Origin of the sequence: Mycobacterium riyadhense, from assembly GCF_963853645.1 — a bacterium.
In the GTDB taxonomy this organism is placed as follows: domain Bacteria; phylum Actinomycetota; class Actinomycetes; order Mycobacteriales; family Mycobacteriaceae; genus Mycobacterium; species Mycobacterium riyadhense.
In genome coordinates, this window is record NZ_OY970456.1 from 4,319,293 (window position 1) to 4,336,782 (window position 17,490).

General features: G+C 65.3%; 15 protein-coding genes and 3 pseudogenes. 11 read left to right on the forward strand and 7 right to left on the reverse strand.

Features of this window, described 5'->3' with window-relative positions:
* Positions 1-332: 332 nt before the first annotated feature.
* The gene (locus AADZ78_RS18995; RefSeq protein WP_085251457.1) at positions 333-1,160 is read right to left on the reverse strand and encodes an SDR family NAD(P)-dependent oxidoreductase; all 828 of its coding nucleotides are present in this window, start codon (positions 1,158-1,160) and stop codon (positions 333-335) included.
* Between the two features lie 203 nt (positions 1,161-1,363).
* Here AADZ78_RS18995 and AADZ78_RS19000 point away from each other — a divergent pair, with 203 nt between their 5' ends.
* The gene (locus AADZ78_RS19000; protein ID WP_204800652.1) at positions 1,364-2,971 is read left to right on the forward strand and encodes a PE family protein; all 1,608 of its coding nucleotides are present in this window, start codon (positions 1,364-1,366) and stop codon (positions 2,969-2,971) included.
* 10 nt (positions 2,972-2,981) lie between these two features.
* On the opposite strand, the gene AADZ78_RS19005 is transcribed toward AADZ78_RS19000, so the two are convergent.
* Complete coding sequence (locus tag AADZ78_RS19005) at positions 2,982-4,202, reverse strand: cytochrome P450 (RefSeq protein ID WP_085251740.1); 1,221 nt, start codon at positions 4,200-4,202, stop codon at positions 2,982-2,984.
* Positions 4,203-4,213: 11 nt separating this feature from the next.
* Positions 4,214-5,236, reverse strand: a complete 1,023-nt coding sequence (locus AADZ78_RS19010) for an LLM class F420-dependent oxidoreductase (protein WP_085251681.1) — start codon at positions 5,234-5,236, stop codon at positions 4,214-4,216.
* Positions 5,237-5,280: 44 nt separating this feature from the next.
* Between AADZ78_RS19010 and AADZ78_RS19015 the strand changes: the two genes are divergently transcribed.
* Both AADZ78_RS19015 and AADZ78_RS19020 read left to right on the forward strand, forming a co-directional pair.
* Entirely contained in the window at positions 5,281-6,780 is a 1,500-nt protein-coding gene (locus tag AADZ78_RS19015; RefSeq protein WP_085251682.1) for an acyl-CoA carboxylase subunit beta, read from the forward strand.
* A gap of 240 nt (positions 6,781-7,020) precedes the next feature.
* The gene (locus AADZ78_RS19020) at positions 7,021-8,010 is read left to right on the forward strand and encodes an alpha/beta hydrolase (RefSeq protein WP_085251683.1); all 990 of its coding nucleotides are present in this window, start codon (positions 7,021-7,023) and stop codon (positions 8,008-8,010) included.
* A gap of 90 nt (positions 8,011-8,100) precedes the next feature.
* Here AADZ78_RS19020 and AADZ78_RS19025 read toward each other — a convergent pair whose 3' ends face one another.
* Genes AADZ78_RS19025 through AADZ78_RS19035 form a run of 3 tightly spaced genes read right to left on the reverse strand, consistent with a single transcriptional unit; the run spans position 8,101 to position 10,573 of the window.
* Positions 8,101-9,144, reverse strand: a complete 1,044-nt coding sequence (locus tag AADZ78_RS19025; RefSeq protein WP_085251684.1) for a TIGR03857 family LLM class F420-dependent oxidoreductase — start codon at positions 9,142-9,144, stop codon at positions 8,101-8,103.
* Positions 9,135-9,437: a polyketide cyclase gene (locus AADZ78_RS19030; RefSeq protein WP_085251685.1), complete on the reverse strand. Its 303-nt coding sequence runs from the start codon at positions 9,435-9,437 to the stop codon at positions 9,135-9,137. Before AADZ78_RS19030 ends, AADZ78_RS19025 begins: the two co-directional genes overlap by 10 nt.
* Positions 9,437-10,573, reverse strand: coding sequence for a PHB depolymerase family esterase (locus tag AADZ78_RS19035; protein ID WP_085251686.1), 1,137 nt, complete (start codon positions 10,571-10,573; stop codon positions 9,437-9,439). The genes AADZ78_RS19030 and AADZ78_RS19035 overlap by 1 nt, the downstream gene beginning before the upstream one ends.
* A gap of 92 nt (positions 10,574-10,665) precedes the next feature.
* Here AADZ78_RS19035 and AADZ78_RS19040 point away from each other — a divergent pair.
* The 4 genes and pseudogenes from AADZ78_RS19040 to AADZ78_RS19055 all read left to right on the forward strand — a co-directional run.
* A pseudogene (locus tag AADZ78_RS19040) lies at positions 10,666-10,908 on the forward strand (Rieske 2Fe-2S domain-containing protein); the annotation flags it as partial.
* Positions 10,908-11,324, forward strand: a pseudogene (locus AADZ78_RS19045) (isochorismatase family protein); the annotation flags it as partial. The pseudogenes AADZ78_RS19040 and AADZ78_RS19045, both read left to right, overlap by 1 nt.
* A complete protein-coding gene (locus tag AADZ78_RS19050) occupies positions 11,321-11,941 on the forward strand; it encodes a PaaI family thioesterase (protein WP_085251688.1) in 621 nt (206 codons plus the stop codon). The pseudogene AADZ78_RS19045 and the gene AADZ78_RS19050, both read left to right, overlap by 4 nt.
* Positions 11,942-12,019: 78 nt before the next feature.
* Complete coding sequence (locus AADZ78_RS19055) at positions 12,020-13,663, forward strand: acyl-CoA synthetase (protein WP_085251689.1); 1,644 nt, start codon at positions 12,020-12,022, stop codon at positions 13,661-13,663.
* A 15-nt stretch (positions 13,664-13,678) separates the two neighbouring features.
* Here AADZ78_RS19055 and AADZ78_RS19060 read toward each other — a convergent pair whose 3' ends face one another.
* Positions 13,679-14,041 carry a hypothetical protein gene (locus AADZ78_RS19060; protein ID WP_085251690.1) on the reverse strand — a complete coding sequence of 121 codons (363 nt, stop codon included), beginning with the start codon at positions 14,039-14,041 and terminating at the stop codon, positions 13,679-13,681.
* A gap of 328 nt (positions 14,042-14,369) precedes the next feature.
* On the opposite strand from AADZ78_RS19060, the gene AADZ78_RS19065 reads away from it, so the two are divergent.
* The 4 genes and pseudogenes from AADZ78_RS19065 (at position 14,370) to AADZ78_RS19080 (ending at position 17,487) form a co-directional block, all read left to right on the forward strand.
* Positions 14,370-14,747 carry a bleomycin resistance protein gene (locus AADZ78_RS19065; RefSeq protein WP_085251741.1) on the forward strand — a complete coding sequence of 126 codons (378 nt, stop codon included), beginning with the start codon at positions 14,370-14,372 and terminating at the stop codon, positions 14,745-14,747.
* Between the two features lie 80 nt (positions 14,748-14,827).
* A complete protein-coding gene (locus AADZ78_RS19070) occupies positions 14,828-15,649 on the forward strand; it encodes a hypothetical protein (protein ID WP_085251691.1) in 822 nt (273 codons plus the stop codon).
* 26 nt (positions 15,650-15,675) lie between these two features.
* Positions 15,676-16,111 (forward strand): annotated as a pseudogene (locus tag AADZ78_RS19075) (SRPBCC family protein).
* A 206-nt stretch (positions 16,112-16,317) separates the two neighbouring features.
* A complete protein-coding gene (locus tag AADZ78_RS19080) occupies positions 16,318-17,487 on the forward strand; it encodes an ATP-binding protein (RefSeq protein WP_085251692.1) in 1,170 nt (389 codons plus the stop codon).
* Positions 17,488-17,490 lie beyond the last annotated feature (3 nt).

Consider the following 17,490-nt stretch of genomic DNA (forward strand, 5'->3'; position numbering starts at 1 on the left):
GCCACCCCGAAACCCGCACGGCCACCACCAACGTGGGCACAACACCGCAGCTCAGGCGGTTGTCGCTAGGAGCCGGGCACATCGGGTGTCCGCCGGGCGCAGCGACACATGTGACTGTTGTGACCGTGCGATGTGCCCGATTTATGGTGCACATCAATTTGATCCAAGACAGGTCCTACGGCCGACCCGACCGCTGCGGCAGATGCGCATGCATCGCAACATATCCGAAGCATGCCCTGGAATCTGGCCCCGCCATGCGGGCGGAGTCCGCAAGCGAACCCACCCGCGCCACCAAATCGACACTTGGGGGCTCGCTAGATCCGACTGCGCTGCTACACAAGCTTGCTCAGTGTGCGATCCCAGAGCTCGGCCCCAAGGCGGGGATCGTAAGCGGCGCGGTTGGCCTTCGCGATCTTGCGCCGTGAGTAGTATTCCCCTGGCCGCCAATCGATACCGGGTTTGGTTGATGCCAGCCAGACCAGTTGTTCGGCTCCCTCGTCCGATGTGGCAGTGAATCGGGCCGTCAGCGGCACATGGTGCTTCATGAAGGCGAGCGCCCGGGATCCCGATGCCTCACCGAAATTCGAGTTGACGTAGCCCGGATGCACCGTCGCGACCGATAGCCCCTCGGCGTGATAGCGCCGATGTAATTCCTTGGTGAACAACACAATTGCTAGCTTCGATCGAGCATAGGCGACGCTGGGCCGCCGCACGGCGGTGTTTTCCAGGTCGGCAACCCCGGTGATGCGAACCAGCCTATGCGACGAGCTTGTCGTGTTCACGATGGTGGCACGGGAATCCACCAGCAAATCCAACAACTGGGTGGTGAGCAAGAACGGCGCCAGATAGTTAACCTGATACGTCACCTCGTAACCATCGGGCGTGACATGGATCTTGTTGACCATCAACCCGGCATTGTTGACCAATACGTCAATGCGCGGATAGCTCGCGGGAAGTTTCGCAGCCAGGGCTCGCACCTGAGCCAAGTCGGCGAAGTCGACGACGAAGTGGTCTGCGTCCAATTCCGCTGCCACCGCTGCGGTCTTGCTCTGCGACCGACCTATCACGACAACGTTCTCGCCGTTCCAGCTGAGCTGGCGCGCCGCCGCGGCCCCGATGCCGTCACTGGCACCCGTGATGACAATCGTCTTACGTGTCATATCGTTGGCGTCCTCCTCGAGGAGTGTATCGATGCGCTCCAGGCGCGGATGGGTTCGCGTCGTCGCCCCGCGGTTGCCGGGCGACCAGTGCACTTTGCACATCGCGTTGCCGCCAGCTTGGTGAGTTTGACCTTCTTCGTTCGTTTTGCGGGCGCCATCATCTCGACCTGTGGTGGCGGCCATGACCCAGGCAGGAGTGCCAGATGTCATTTATGATCACGACGCCGGAGATGGTGTCGATTGCGGCAACTGATTTGGAGAGGCTGGGTGCGACGATCAACGCGGCGAACACAGCCGCGGCGCTCCCCACGACCAACGTGTTGGCCGCGGGTGCCGATGAGGTATCGGCGGCGATCGCGGCATCATTCGGCGCGCATGCCCAGGCATACCAGGCGCTCAGCGCACAAGCGGCGACATTTCATACCCAGTTTGTCCAGGCCTTGAACGCCGGAGCGGGCGCCTATGCGGCCGCCGAAGCCGCCAACGTCGAACAGAATCTGCTCAACGCGGTCAATGCGCCCACCCAGGCGCTGTTCGGGCGCCCGCTGATCGGCAACGGCACCGACGGCACGGCACCGGGGCAAGACGGCGGGGCCGGCGGGCTGTTGTACGGCAACGGCGGCAACGGCGCGGCCGGCACCAACCCCGGAGTGGCCGGCGGTAAGGGCGGTGCCGCCGGGCTGATCGGCAACGGCGGGGCCGGCGGGAAAGGCGGCGCCGGCGCGGCCGGCGGGGCCGGCGGGGCCGGCGGACTGCTGCACGGCAATGGCGGCGCCGGGGCCGCCGGCGGGGCCGACTTCGCCGGCGGTGGGGCCGGCGGCTTCGGCGGCAGCGCCGGGTTGTGGGGTAACGGCGGGGTGGGCGGCGCCGGCGCCACCGGCGGCTTCGGCGGCGGGGGCCTGGGCGGCGTCGGCGGGCGCGGCGGCAACGCCGGCATTCTGTTCGGCGCCGCCGGGGCCGGCGGCGCCGGCGGCGCGGCCGACTTCGGTGTGGCCGGCGGTGCCGGCGGAGCCGGCAGTCTGTTTGGCGCCGGCGGAACCGGTGGCACCGGCGGATTCGGCCAAGTCGCAGGCGGCGCCGGCGGTGACGGCGGGACCGGCGGGTTGTTCGGCGCCGGCGGGACCGGCGGGACCGGCGGACTCTCCCCCGGCGACGGCGGCACCGGCGGGGCCGGGGGCACCGGCGGGCTGTTCGGCGGCGGCGGCGCCGGCGGCACCGGCGGGCAGGGTACCAACGCCAACGGGGGTAATGGCGGGGCCGGCGGCAACGCCGGCATGCTGTTCGGCAACGGCGGCACCGGCGGCAACGGCGGGTCCAGCGAATTCAACGGGGCCGGTGGCGCCGGAGGCAGCGGCGGCAACGCCGGCATGCTGTTCGGCGCCGGCGGGACCGGCGGCAACGGCGGCAATGGCGGTGGTGGTGCGATTGGCGGTGGTCCGGGTGGCGGTGCGGGCGGCGCCGGCGGGGCCGCAGGCAAAGCCGGAACGCTGTTCGGCGACGGTGGCTCCGGCGGGAACGGCGGGAACGGCGGCGGGCAATTCCAAGGCCTCGCCGGCGGTGACGGCGGTGACGGCGGCGCCGCCAGCAACGCCGGGCTGTTCGGCAATGGCGGCGCCGGCGGCTCCGGCGGCAACGGCGGCTCCGGGACAACCGGTGGCGCCGGTGGTGACGGCGCCAACGGCGGCGACGCCTGGCTGATCGGCAACGGCGGAAATGGCGGCAACGCCGGGACCGGGGCGCCGCCTGGCCAGGCCGGCACCGGCGGCATCCGCCTGCGATTGTTCGGCCGGAACGGAACGAACGGGTCTTAACCCTGCCCGCTCAAACCACCGAGTAGCGAACCGGCAGATGCTTGAGGCCGCCGACGAAGGTCGTGGCTGTGAATTGCGGATCACCGGTCAGCTCAACGGATTTCAGCCGCGGCAGTAATTCGGTGAAGAAGCTGTTAACTTCCATGCGGGCCAGGGCGGCACCCATGCAGAAGTGCACACCATAGCCGAAGGCCACATGCCTGTTGGGTTCGCGGCCCACGTCGAAGCGGAACGGCTCGTCGAAAATGTCCTCATCGCGGTTAGCCGACACATAGGACAGCAGCACGGATTCACCTGCGGCGATGGGCATTCCGCGCACGGTCGTGTCCTTGGCGGACGTGCGCATGAAGTGCTTGACCGGGGTGACCCAGCGGATCATCTCCTCGGTCGCCAGCGGCATGAGGCCCAGATCGTTGCGCAGGCGCTCCAACTGGTCCGGATTCTCGATGAGCGCATGCAGGCCACCGGAGATGGTGGCGCTGGTGGTGTCGTGACCGGCGGTGGCGATGATCAAGTAGTAGGACACCGTTTCGATATCCGACAGCGGCTCGCCGTCAATGCGCGCGTTGGCGATCGCGGACGCGAGATCCTCGGTGGGCCGCTCGCGCCGCGACGCTGTCACCCCGTTGAAGTATCCGAACATATCCAGCAGCGCCGGCAACTGCTCGTCAGCCGTGGTGCCACGCTTGAATTCGCTGTCATCGCTGCCGAACAGCTCCTGGGTCAGCTTGAGCATGCGAGGGAAATCGGCTTCCGGCAAGCCGAGCAGCGACATGATGACGTAGAGCGGGAAATTGACCGCAACCTGCTGCACGAAATCGCATTCCGGGCCGACCGCCATCATCTTGTCGACGTAAGTCCCCGCCAATTCGTCGATGCGAACCTTCAGCGCCCGCATCGCCTTTGGGCGAAACCAGTCCGAGCCAATTGCGCGCACCACCCGATGCTGCGGGTCGTCCAGATGGATCAGTGTGCGCACGCCCGCGGCGGCCTGCAGCTCGTCACCCTCTTTCGTCGCCAAGACCGGGCGCGGCCAGTTGGTGAACAGCATGTTGTCGCGCTCGATGTCCATGACATCGGCATGCTTGGTGATCGCCCAGAACGGCCGGTAGTTCGGCACGTCGACCCACGACACCGGTGCGCTGGAACGCAGATGGGTCAGCGCATCGTGCAGCCGCGGCTCGTCGGTATACGCGACTGGATCTGCCAGCAGCTTGGCGGCCTCGTCGATCGTCGTCGTCCTCACTGGCGAAACTCCTTCAGTGCGGCGCTAATACAGTCCTGCGAAGCGCCATGGAAGATCGGCATCACGCGATCGACGATGCCCTCGCAACGACTACGAACGGCGGCGCCAACCTCTGCGACCGGGCCGACGACCGCGAACGCTCCCAACATGTCATCGTCGATGAGCGAGCCCATGGTGTCCCACTCCCCTTGCTTGGAGAGGCGATTCAGTTCAGTGTGCAGATCGCCCCACCCATGCAACTCAAGCACCTTGCGGTAAGCGGGTGTGGATCCATAGAAGGCGATTTGCTTGCGCGTGGCGGTGATCGCGGTAGCCAACTCGGCGTCGTTCTCGCCGGTGGCCACCATCACCTCGGCCGACACCTCGAAGTCGCCGCGGTCGCGACCGGAACGCTGAATGCCGCGCAGCAGCACCGGCATCGTCACCTCGGTGAGGTACCGCTTCGAGACCATAGGGTGTCCGAGGTGGCCGTCGGCAATCTCGCCACACATCTCGGTCATCGCTTCACCGACGGCGGCGAGGAAGATCTTCGGCGCGGAGTAGGGCTGCGGTTCGGGCGTGAACATCGGGGTCATGATCTTGTGGGTGTAGAACTCGCCCTCAAAGCGGAGCGTTCCGCCGTCGCGCCAGGCCGACCAGATCGCGTGCAGGGCGGCAACGAATTCGCGCATGCGACGCGCCGGATGACTCCACGGCATGCTGAATCGTTTCTCGATATGGGCCTGGATTTGCGTTCCAAGGCCAAGGATGAACCGGCCCTTCGAATAGGTCTGCAAATCCCAGCCCAGGTTGGCGACGATCATCGGATTGCGGGCGAACGCCACCGCGATATTGGTCCCGAGGTCGATCCGCGACGTGTGCTCGGCCGCTAGCAACAGCGGGAGGAACGGGTCATGGCTGGTTTCGAACGTCCAGCCCCCGTCATACCCGGTCCGTTCGAGGGCGCTGGCCGTCTGTGCCGCGCGAGTGAGCTGATTGGAGATGCCCCCATCGATCTTGAGGCGCGGGGCGCTACCCATTGGAGATACTTTACAGTAAGCAATCCAGTATGTAGGACGGATGCATGACGAAAGCCGAGGACTGGGAGGAGACGCTCGAGGATCTCGAACGTCGCCGTCAGCACGCGCGGAGTATGGGCGGGCCGGAGCGGCTCGACAAGCACCGCGGCAACGGCAAGCTCGACGCCCGCGCACGCGTCGAACGACTCCTCGATCCGGGCACATTCCGCGAAATCGGCACGCTTGTCGGCGGTGAGATCGCGGCGGACGCGATCGTCACCGGCTCCGGCCACATCAACGGAGTGCCGGTGATGGTGGGCGCGGAGGACTTTACGACAATGGCCGGAACCATCGCACCGGGCAGCAATTCCAAACGCTACCGCGTCGCCGAATTGGCGTTGCGCGACAAGATCCCGCTGGTGATGTTGCTCGAGGGAGCCGGGTTTCGCCCTACCGGTGTGCACTACGGGCGAACTCCGACCGACCTGTTAACTCAGGCTCGTTGCTCGGGCCGGGTTCCGACGGTCACGGCGGTGTTGGGCGCCTCGGCGGGGCACGGCGCGCTGGTCGCCCCGGTGTGCGACTTCTCTGTGATGAGCCAGCAGGGCGCGATCTTTACGGCTGGGCCGCCGGTAGTGAAAGAGTCTACGGGAGAAGACATTTCAAAGGAGAATCTTGGCGGGCCGGATGTTGCGTTGGCCAGCGGGGTAATTCACAATGTCGCCGAGGACGACGAAGCGGTGCTCGACACCATCCGCCGCTATCTGTCGTATTTTCCGCCGAGCGCCTGGTCCTATCCGCCTGTGCTGGCGCCGGATGACCCATCGGCCAGTCCGCGCCTGACGCCGGAGTTGCTGGGCATAGTCTCTCGGGATAACCGGCGCGTCTACGACATGCGCGCGGTGCTCGATGTGGTGTTCGATCGTCCCGATTGGTTCGAAGTCCAACCGTGTTTTGGCAAGGCGATGATCTGCGCCCTCGCCCACCTCGGGGGGCATCCCGTCGCCGTCGTCGCCAACCAGCCGCAAGTACTGGCGGGGTCCATCGACGCCGACGCCGCCAACAAGGCCGCGCACTTCATCATGGTGGCCGACTCATTCCACCTTCCGCTGATCTTCTTGGCCGACAACCCCGGCATGCTGCCGGGCAGTCGATCGGAGCGCCAGGGCGTGTTGCGCAGCGGCGCACGGATGTTCGCCGCGCAAACGGCGGCAACGACGCTGAAGCTCCATGTGACGCTGCGCAAGGCGTACGGCTTTGGCTCCATGGTGATGTCGCTGATCAGCTTCGACTCCCAGGTGGCCACATTTGCATATCCCGGAGCGACGATGGGCGCCATGGGCGCCGGGGCGCTGAGCCGCGCGTCGCACGCCGACGAAGATCTGTCCGCTAAGCTGCGCCACGCCGAGCTGCAAGCGTCTTATCGCTCGGCCGAGCACATGGGCTTCGACGAGCTCATCGATCCCCGCGAGACGCGTGATGTGCTACTCGCCGCCCTGCAGCGAGGCCTGCACAGCCGCCAGGCCGCCCCGGAACCAGTGACCCGCACGCTGATCATGCCCTGATTGTGGTTGCGCGAGTCCTACACCCGCACCCCCCGCATCATGGGCATTCAAGGATTGATCAACCCTTAGCCAACTTCTGCCCAACACTGTTGCCCTATCAATAGGACATCGACCGCGACCAGCGGCGGCGCTCGGGCACCTTCATTGCGTGCAGAGTCGCACGGCACCGACGTAGGAAGTGTTGAGCATGACCGCATTGAGTCAGCTATCCGGCTCTCCGCGCACCTTCGTCAGACGCAGATGCGCGGCCAACCTTGGGCTCCCTTTGGGGCTCCCGTCGAGGTCCTCGAGACCGAGCCCAGCATTGCCGCCCGACTGGTGGCCGTGGCATCGCGACTGACGATCAGGCCGATTCTGGCCATGGGCAGCTACGCGCCGCACCTGCCGTACCCGTGGGGCCTGGTCGACGTCGCGTCCCGAATCCGCCCGCGGTCACCAGGCACGATCGAAGCCACGATCAGTTTGCCCAACGCCACCGCGCACTTGTTCCGCGCGCCTGGAGTGCTGCCGGCGGACGGTACCCGAAGGGTGGTGCTCTACTCGCATGGCGGCTCGTTCCTGTTTGGTGGGGCGAACACGCACAGCAAGATGGTGAATGCGCTTTCACGATTCGCCGACTCGCCCGTTCTGGTGGTCAACTATCGGCTGCTCCCCAAGCACTCGATCGGGATGGCCATCGACGACTGCTACTACGCCTACCGGTGGCTTCGGCTGCAGGGATACCAGCCAGACCAGATCGTGTTAGCGGGGGATTCCGCGGGCGGCTATCTCGCACTTGCGCTCGCACTGCGACTGCGGGCAAAGGACGAGACACCGGCCGCGATGGAGGCGATCTCCCCGCTCATGCAGCTGGAATCTGCGCCCAAGCAATCGCATCCCAACATCAGGACCGACGCGATGTTTCCGGCCAGGTCGTTCGGTGCGTTCGCTGCGCTAGTAGCTGCCGCCGTCGCCAAGCACACGTTCAACGACACGCCCGCAGCCCTGTATGAGCCACTCGACCATGTCGAACCCGGCCTGCCAAAGACGCTCATCCACGTCTCGGGGTCCGAGGTGCTCCTGCACGACGCTCAGTTGGCCGCCGCAAAGCTGGCGGCGGCCGGCGTACCGACCGAGATCCGAGTCTGGCCCGGTCAGGTTCACGATTTCCAGGTCATCGCGCCGATCCTGCCCGAGGCGACCCGGTCATTGCGGCAGATCGGGGAGTACATTCGCGAGGCCACCGGCTAGCGGGCGCGCCTGCTCGCTTTGCAGTGGCGCGAGCGTGCGTGTCTGTACGGCGACACGCCGTATCGCGTGGCATTCTCCGCACGCTCGCGACTAATCGGTGCACCGGTAGGCGGCGACGATTGGCTCCAATTCGTCGGGTGTTGCCCCGTGCATGATCACGGCGTCGGCGCCGTAGTCGAACTCCTGGCGGATACGGTCGACGCACTGCTGGGCTGACCCGGTGGCCGACGGCTCCAGCCATTCGTCGGGAATCAACGTCGCGATGTGCTCGATCTGCTCGGACGTGGCCTTGTGATCGATCCCGCCGGCGATCGACGTCACCACCGGGTCCTCCCGAAACCGTTGCAGCACAGCGTGATCCCAGTTGTTTGTCCGCACCATCAGATCGCCATAGCCCTGCAAGTAGGTGGCCAGGCGCGCGACGGTCTTCTTCAGCCGAAGCCGCTGCGGTAGGTGGTCACCGACCGTCGCCAAGCACGACCACACTCGTACGCTGTCCGGGTCACGGCCGGCCTTCTCGGCGGCGGATTTGACGGCCATGACGCTGCGTTGCAACGTTTCCGGGGTGAAGTAGGTGTGCAGGATGACGTCGTCGAACGCGCGTCCGCCGAGCGCGAGCGTGTTGGGCCCGAAGGCCACCAGCGCCAATCGAATGTCTTCGTTGAAGTCCCGATCGAGAAACAGGATCGGGTACTTGCCCATCGGGCCATCGTGATTGAAGATCACCTCGCCGTGCCATAGCCGGCGCATCACCTGCGCCCAGTCCTCCATCTGCGCGGTCGTCACCGCCGGTATACCGAACGCGCCGTAGATCGCGGCAATGCCGCGGCCGATTCCCAACGTGAAGCGTCCGCCGGAGAGCCGATGCATGGTGGTCGCCCACGATCCCGTGATCAGCGGATGGCGAGTGTTGTGATTGGTTGCGGCGGTGGCGATCTGCATTCTGTTGGTGACTGCGCATGCGGCGCCGACGAGCGAGGAGGCTTCCTTGACGTTCCAGCGTTCGGAGATGAATGCGGTGCCGAAGCCCAACTCCTCGCCGCGGCGCGCCTCGTCTATCAAGGTCGCCGGGCCCTCTCCCCCGGCTCCGGCCAACAAGTAGTAACCCAATTCGTCGAGCGTGCTCACGTCCAAACTCCCTTGCCGTCGACGACACGGAACACCTCGATGCCGGCGACGTTGGTTTCGGTGCCGTCACCATCGTCGCCGGCGATCACAACGTTGAGGTCGAAGTGCAGCTTGTCGAACATCGCCCAGGTGTCTTCGACGCGCTTGACGGCCTGCTCGCGGGTTAGCGTGTGCGCCTCGGCGACCTCGTGGCGAATGACGGTGTCGGCGAACAACTCCTCGGCCAGCGCCAGGTTGCGTTCGTTCCAGACGACGAGGTTGTACTGTTCCACGACTTCGCGCGCGGTCCAGGCGGCCATTACTCGCACACCTCGGCGACCCCGCGCAGAAACCGCTCTGAGACCCGCTGCACGCGGCGGGAAAACACTTGACCGACGTGGCTGCCGTCGTACCAGTAGAGCTCACCGTCCCAGCGTTCTTGCAGCGCAATCGCGGGCTCGCGCATGGCCATCCGATCGTGCCAGGCACCGACGATGAGCCGGCGATGCGGCGGCGGCGCCGGGTCGACTGCCAGTGGATCGATGACGGAGGTCAACCGCGAAACCACCGGAGATACCAACAGCTCTCGGAATCCATTGCGCGACGGGCGCCAGCGCCCCAAGTGTCGCGCGATCATCGAGTTGAGTCCCAGGATCGGGGTATACAACGCTACCGCGTCGACGTTGCGCTCTAGGTGCGACACCAGCGCGGCAACCGGGCTGCCCAGCGAAATCCCGGCCACCATCATCGCGGTGGCCTTGGGTTGGATCCAGCGCAGCACCGCACGCACTTCCGACACGGCCCGCATCATCCCTGCGACGTTGCCGAGTGGATCTATGTCCGGATAGCGTGGCCATTCGCGACGCCGGCTACCGTGTCCAGGTTGCACGGGCATCGCGACGTTGAATCCCAGCTTGCGGTGCACCCTGTCGATTCGAGACAACAACATGTCCTCCGCGCCGCCCTGACCGGCGCCGTGCACCCAGACGAGCCAAGGTCGCGGCCCGTCGCGGTGCCGACACAGGTACACCACCGCTGTCGCGGGACCGCCAAAGCCCTCATCCAGCAGTGTCTTTGGCAACGTTGGCTCATGTCGGAATGTCATCCGCTGGTACGCCAACGCACCAATGCGACGGCGTCGTATCGTGCTAATCCGCAACGGTTCCGGGTCGACATGTGCGCCGCCAATGCCCAGCGCGGACAATTCCTCGGCGGCGGGGGAGCATGCGTCCAGCGTACGTATATCGGTGGGCAGATTTCCGCCCAGCAACGAAAAGCCGCTCAGCACAAGCTCATCCAGAAAGACCTCGCCGAACTGACGCACGCCGCGCCGCGAGGCCGGGACCCACCCGGTCGATTGGTTAAGGCCGGATACCGTCCGCGGGACCACAAGGGCGAACTCGCGGGCGATGTCCCGGGCACGAGTTGCGGGCGATAAGCGCTCCGCTCCGGTCATAAAGCTCCTTGCCGCGCTCTGGACGAACTTCCGAAGACCTGCTGAAATCTATACTGTAACGGATTTAGTATCATCCGCACCGAGGAGCCGACGTGGAAGTCCCATTCACCTGGAAGGTCACTGGCTGGTTCATGATCGGTTGGTCGCCCGAGTTTCCCGTCGGTGAGGTGCGGCCGTTGCACTACTTCGGCGAGGACCTGGTCGCCTACCGGGACGAGTCCGGTGAGCTGCACGTCCTGGAAGCGCACTGCAAACACCTTGGCGCGCACATCGGCCATGGCGGCAAAGTGGTCGGCGATTGCGTGCGGTGCCCGTTTCACGGATGGCGCTGGGGCGCCCCGATGGGCTCGGCGCCAACCACAACGCGCGGATTTTCGCCGGCAGGCGAGGCAGTGTCGACATCGCGCCTGGCTCTGCGGGAGCGGCACTGCTACCCGAATTAGGTCCTGAGCCAACAGATCTGGTGCTCAGCCGATGGCATGGCGTCGGACCGATGGGCGGCACCGACCTCGACGCGATCCTGCGCAACCTCGGGGTGTCGACCATCGTCGTGGTTGGCGTTTCGCTGAATATCGCGATACCCAACGTGGCGATGTACGCCGTCAACGCGGCCTATCGCGTCGTCGTACCGCGCGATGCGGTTGCCGGAATACCGACCGAATACGGCGAGGCAGTCATCGCCAACACGCTGTCGCTGCTGGCGACCATCACCACCACCGACGAACTGCTCAACATTTGGAAGGCGACATGACCGAGACCGCATCCGGGATCCGCGGCGGGTTTCCCGACATCAAACCTGTCGACGCACCGCATCCGGAGCTGGGGCGGTTCGCGGCGGCGATGCGGCGCCTGCAGGATCTGGCCGTCTCCACCAACCCGGAGGCCGCGTTGTGGACCAGCGCCGCCGAGCGGGTCGAAAGCGCCTGTGCGTTGCTCGAACGCCATCAGGTGCCCGAAGTCGAGGCACCCGGTGGCCGAGTCCTTGATCTGCCCGGGTTGGGGCATCCCTTGCTGCCGCCCTGGATTCTCGCGGAAGGCGGTCCTGACGGCGTGACCATGCAAGGCCACTTCACCCGATCCCACGTCGGCGGCAACAACGCCGTGCACGGCGGCATGATCCCACTGCTCTACGACTGGCTCTTCGGCATGGTGGTCTCCACCGCGAATATCCGCCCCACCCGCACGGGTTACCTGCACGTCGACTACCGCAGCATCACCCCCATCGACGAGCCGTTGACCTGCCACGGCCGCATCACCAATGTCGATGGTAGGAAGATCTTTATCGACGCGACCATGACCAGCGCCGACGGCACACTGCTCAACCAGGCCAACGGCCTGATGGTCCGGCTACTCCCCCACCAACCGTGATGCGCGAGCAGACACAGAATCGCACTGCGCGGGCCTCGCGAGTGCGATTCTGTGTCTGCTCACCGGAAAGGATTGACCTTGAGCGCTGCCTTCACAGTTCCTGAGGTCGCGGCGGCTGTCGCGAGCGCGATTGGCGAGCGTGACTTGGTCATCCAGGGCGGCCGGCGCTTCACCTACGCGCAGATCGTCGGGCGATCGAGCCGCCTTGCTGCCTATCTACATTCGCAGGGACTGGGGTGTCACACCGAGCGCTCCGCGCTGGCCGGCCACGAAGCGGGCCAGGACCTGCTCGGCATCTATGCCTACAACGGAAACGAATTCGTCGAAACGCTGCTCGGCACCTTCGCCGCGCGAGTCGCCCCGTTCAATGTCAACTTTCGCTATGTCAAGAACGAGCTGCAGTACCTGTTGTCGGACGCGGATGCGACCGCGCTTGTTTACCACGCCGCATTCGCGCCCCGGGTCGCCGAAATCCTAACGGACCTGCCCAAGCTGCGCGTGCTCATTCAGATCGCCGACGACTCGGGCAACGACTTGCTTGACGGCGCAATCGATTACGAGGATGCCCTGGCATCAGCGTCACCGGGCCCACCCCCAGTGCAGCACTCCCCCGACGACTTGTACGTCCTGTACACCGGCGGAACCACCGGCATGCCGAAGGGCGTGCTGTGGCGCCAGCACGACATCTTTATGACGTCGTTCGGCGGCCGCGATCTCTACAGCGGCCAGCCCGTCGCGTCTGTCGACGAGATCGTGGCGCGCGTGACCACGGGGCCGGGAACCAAGCTTATGGTGTTGCCACCGCTGATCCACGGCGCCGCCCAATGGACCGTAATGATGGCAATCACCACCGGGCAGTCCATCGTATTCCCCACTGTGGTGGACCATTTGGACGCCGAGGACGTCGTGCGCACCATCGAGCGCGAACGGGTGATGGCCGTAACCGTAGTGGGCGACGCAATCGCGCGGCCGCTGGTGGCCGCCATCGAGAAGGGCATCGCCGACGTATCGTCACTGGCCGTCGTCGCCAATGGCGGGGCGCTGTTGACTCCCTATGTCAAGCAGCGTTTGATCGACGTCTTGCCCAGCGTCATGGTCGTCGACGGCGTCGGATCCTCTGAGACCGGCGCGCAGATGCACCACCTGTCCAGCTTGGGCGCGGTCTCGACCGGCACCTTCAACGCCGGACCCGATACCTTCGTGGCCGCCGAGGACCTGTCCTCGATCTTGCCGCCCGGACACGACGGCATGGGCTGGCTGGCGCAGCGCGGTTACGTTCCGCTCGGCTACAAGGGCGACGCCGCCAAGACCGCGGCAACCTTCCCGGTCATTGACGGTGTGCGGTACGCCGTTCCGGGCGACCGGGCACGCCACTACACCGACGGCCGCATCGAACTGCTGGGCCGCGACTCGGTGACCATCAACTCCGGCGGCGAGAAGATCTTCGCCGAGGAGGTCGAAACCGCGATCGCCTCACATCCCGCGGTGGCCGATGTGGTGGTGGCCGGACGGCCGAGTGAGCGCTGGGGCCAGGAAGTGGTTGCGATCGTCGCGCTCGCGGAAGGGGGCAGCGCTGAGGCTGACGAACTGATCGCACACGCCGCAAAGTCCGTGGCGCGCTATAAACTTCCCAAAGCGGTCGTGTTCCGTACCGTGATTCAGCGCAGCCCGTCGGGTAAGGCCGACTACCGATGGGCGCGCGCGGAAGCGCTCAAAGGCTAATAGTGCGCGCCGCGGTCAGGTTGGGGGCGGGGCGGGCTCGTCGGGCGGAGCAGGCTGGTCGGGCGGAATCGCCCCGCCGCAGCCACCCGGGGGTGGCGGACCCGGGAGAGGTTCATCGCCGCTGACACAGTCGTAGTAGAACTGAGGGCCGACCACCCAGGTTTTCATCCACTGGTGCCAATACGACCCGTCGGGGTACTTCTCGCCGTCACACACGGCCAAATTGCCCCAACCCCATCGACCACCCGGGCACCAGCCCTTGGTCATGTCCGGCTGATGCGGGTCAGGCGGATCAGCGCTGGCAACCGCACCAGAAAACACAAGCGCCGCAGCACAACCCAATATCGCGGCGCCAAGGCGAGTGAGCTTCAACATCATTTCGACTCCTGAGTCGCGGCGATGAGGTGGTGGTGGTGGACGGGCCTTTCCCTAGGATGACCTGAAGTCCGGTTTACGACGCGATTATGGCATCAAACACTCGACCGCCGTCCAGAACTGATCGGAAATCACACCCAATCGCTCACCGGTCAATCCTCGACATTCAACGCCTTCTCATATGGGAGACATGCCCTACTCACACCGGCAGCACTATCCCGCTGGCCTGGCCGATCGGGTTGCTCGGGCCCGCCCCGGTGTACATGTCGTTGATCAGCCCGTGCCATCGGAGGAGTTAACGCACACGTGACAGACTCCTGGCGTGCCGCAAATCGACTTCACCTCAGTAGCGCCGATTGTTCCCGTCCGAAACCTCGACATCGCGCTAGCCCGCTACCGCCGACTCGGATTCGACGCCCGCGGCTACGAAGGTCCGGAACGCTACGGGTTTGTCGATCGCGGGTCCATCCAGATCCACCTCACCGAGTGGGCCGAGCACAATCCCCTCACCACCGCCTCCAGCGTGTATCTCTACGTGAGTGACGCCGATGCCCTCTATGCGGAATGGGCCACACTTGAGAACCTCGAGGGCCACCTGCACCCACCGCACGACACTCCGTACGGCTTGCGTGAATTCGCTTTCGTCGATGCGGATGGGACCCTGCACCGCATCGGGTCACCGCTCGAGCGCCCCAATCCGCTCGACTAGATCGCGAAGTAGCCAAGGAACGGTTCAGTGCCGGTTTCGACGCCCATATCGACGAAACGGCGCCGCGCTAGGATCCCCGGATGACCGACATGACCCCGGAAATGCGCGTCGCGGGTTGGCAGCGGGGGCTGCGGTGGGGGGCATGGCTGGGCTTCCTCGGCTTGGCAATCGCGCATTCTGATCGCGAATCCTTCGGTCCCGTCGAACTGTTGGCGCTCGCGGCGGCGATCGGCGTCAGCGTCTGGTGCATGGCCAAGCCACTTGGCGGCCCGAAGGTGGACATCGACGAACCGGCCCACGTGCGCGGCGCGTTCGTGTCGCGGACGAATTGGGGTCTAGTGCTGTTCGGTGTGGTGCTCACCATCGGAGGAATTGGCGCCACGGGCGCGGTCGTCTACGACGTGGCCACCGGTCGCGCCACCATCCGCGATGTGGTTAGCGACATGGGGTCCTTCGTCGTCGGCTGGACCGCCGAGGTCCTCACCGGCTGGTCGTACGACGGGCATTTGGAAGATACCCGCGGCTACGCGTTGTTCGTACTGGTCGTGCCGGGACTGTTGCTCGTCGGTTGGAATGTCGTTCCGTTCATCAAGCGAGGACGCGAGTTTCGCGTGGAACCGGATTCCTCGATTTCGATCCGTGGACCGCGCGGGTGGTTTCAGTTACTGGAATACCAGTACTCGGCAGTGTTCGGGGACGGAACGACGATCCGGTTCACCGCCGTGGGCGACGGGGCGCCGCCGATCGTCCTACCGCAAGCTCGGGTGTTTGCCCGGGAGACCGGCGCGCGGCTAAGCCGCGACGTGAGCGCAGCGTTTTTCCAGCAGCGACTCGCCCATCGCGGTTTCGCCATCGAAGCGATCGACGTGAAACGCGGTAGCTTCCTCGGACGTCGGCCGTAGCCGGAAGGGCCAGAAAGGAGATTGTCATGGTCGAGATTCACGTGGAGCGGACCATCGCTGCCCCTGTTGAACAGGTCTTCGACTGGCTGGCCGATCCGGCCAATTTGGCCACGGCGCCGTTGGCTCTCAGGGCCGGCTACGCGAAAGACTCGTCGGCCGCCGGGCGCGGGTGCGGTGCGCGAGGTGGTCGGTGTTGGCATGCGATTCCGCGAGGAGATCACGGCCTACGATCGACCGCACAGCTATTCCTACCTCATTGTCGGTTCATTCCCGCCGTTCAATCACAACGGCGGCACGTTGACGTTTACTGCGTCGGATGATGGCACCCGCGTCGACTGGTTGACCAACTACACCCACCCGGCACGTGCGGGCGGCAAACTGTTGGAGGCGGTCAGCCGTCCGCTGCTGCGCTCGAGTTTCCTGGCGGTGCTGGCCGCCTGCGCTAAGGCTCTTGAAAGGTAGCTGTGCGACCGCGCCCGTCGTGGGTGACGGTGAACAGCTCATGCGCTTCACGGCGGCGTGCCACCACGTTCTGGTGTTCGACTCCCAGGAGTCTCGGCGCTTGCCGACTCGGCGACTCGTACGTGCGAAACGGTGTCACGAGCAAAGCAGTGGTATGGGAATGCCCTTCCATGAAATATCAGCGCTAGGCGCTAGGATTGCATGTAATGCTGATCGACCGCCCCGACGCCGCTACCCGGCTACGACGCGCGTTGGACCGGGCACCTGTCGTGCTGCTCACCGGACCTCGCCAAGCCGGCAAGACCACCCTCAGCCGGCTGGTGGGCCAGTCGCCGCCGGAATGCACGTTTGACGCCGAGAATCCGGTCGACGCCGCGCGGCTCGCCGACCCGATGTTGGCCCTGTCTGGGCTCAGCGGGCTGATCACGATCGATGAGGCGCAACGGATACCGGATCTGTTTCCGGTCGTACGGGTGCTCGTCGACAGGCCGGGCATGTCCGCCCGGTTTCTGATTCTCGGCAGTGCCTCGCCCGACCTTGTCGGACTAGCATCTGAAAGCCTCGCCGGACGCGTCGAGTTGGTGGAGTTGTCCGGCCTGACCGTGCGCGATGTCGGAGCTTCGGCTGCTGATCGCCTCTGGTTGCGTGGCGGTCTTCCGCCGTCGTTCACGGCGCGCTCCGACGAGGACTCCGCGGCGTGGCGCGACGGCTACATCACAACGTTTCTGGAGCGCGATCTCGCTCAGCTCGGCGTGCGGATTCCGGCCGCGACAATGCGGCGCGCGTGGACGATGCTCGCCCATTTCCACGCCCAACTCTGGAACGGCGCCGAGCTTGCCCGATCGCTCGACGTGGCTCAGACGACGGCGCGACGCTACCTTGACGCGCTCACTGATGCACTCGTCGTCCGTCAGCTGACGCCCTGGTTCGCCAATATCGAAAAGCGACAACGCCGATCACCGAAGATCTATATCCGGGACACCGGTCTGTTACACCGGCTGCTCGGTATAGACGATCGGCTCTCCCTCGAACGCAATCCGAAACTCGGCGCTAGCTGGGAGGGGTTTGTGATCGAACAGCTTGCGGCCCTGCTCGCCCCGAGCCCGCTGTACTTTTGGCGCACCCAACAAGACGCCGAACTCGACCTTTACGTTGAATTATCAGGTCGCCCCTATGGGTTCGAGATTAAGAGAACATCGGCACCGTCGCTCACCCGGTCGATGCGCTCGGCTCTGGTCGACCTCCAACTGGCGAGGCTGGCGATCGTCTACCCTGGCCAACACCGCTTCCCCTTGAGCGACAAAGTCGTTGCCGTTCCCGCGGATCATCTCTTGACCACCCGCAGCGTCGATGAAGTGCTCGCGCTCCTGAAGTAACAG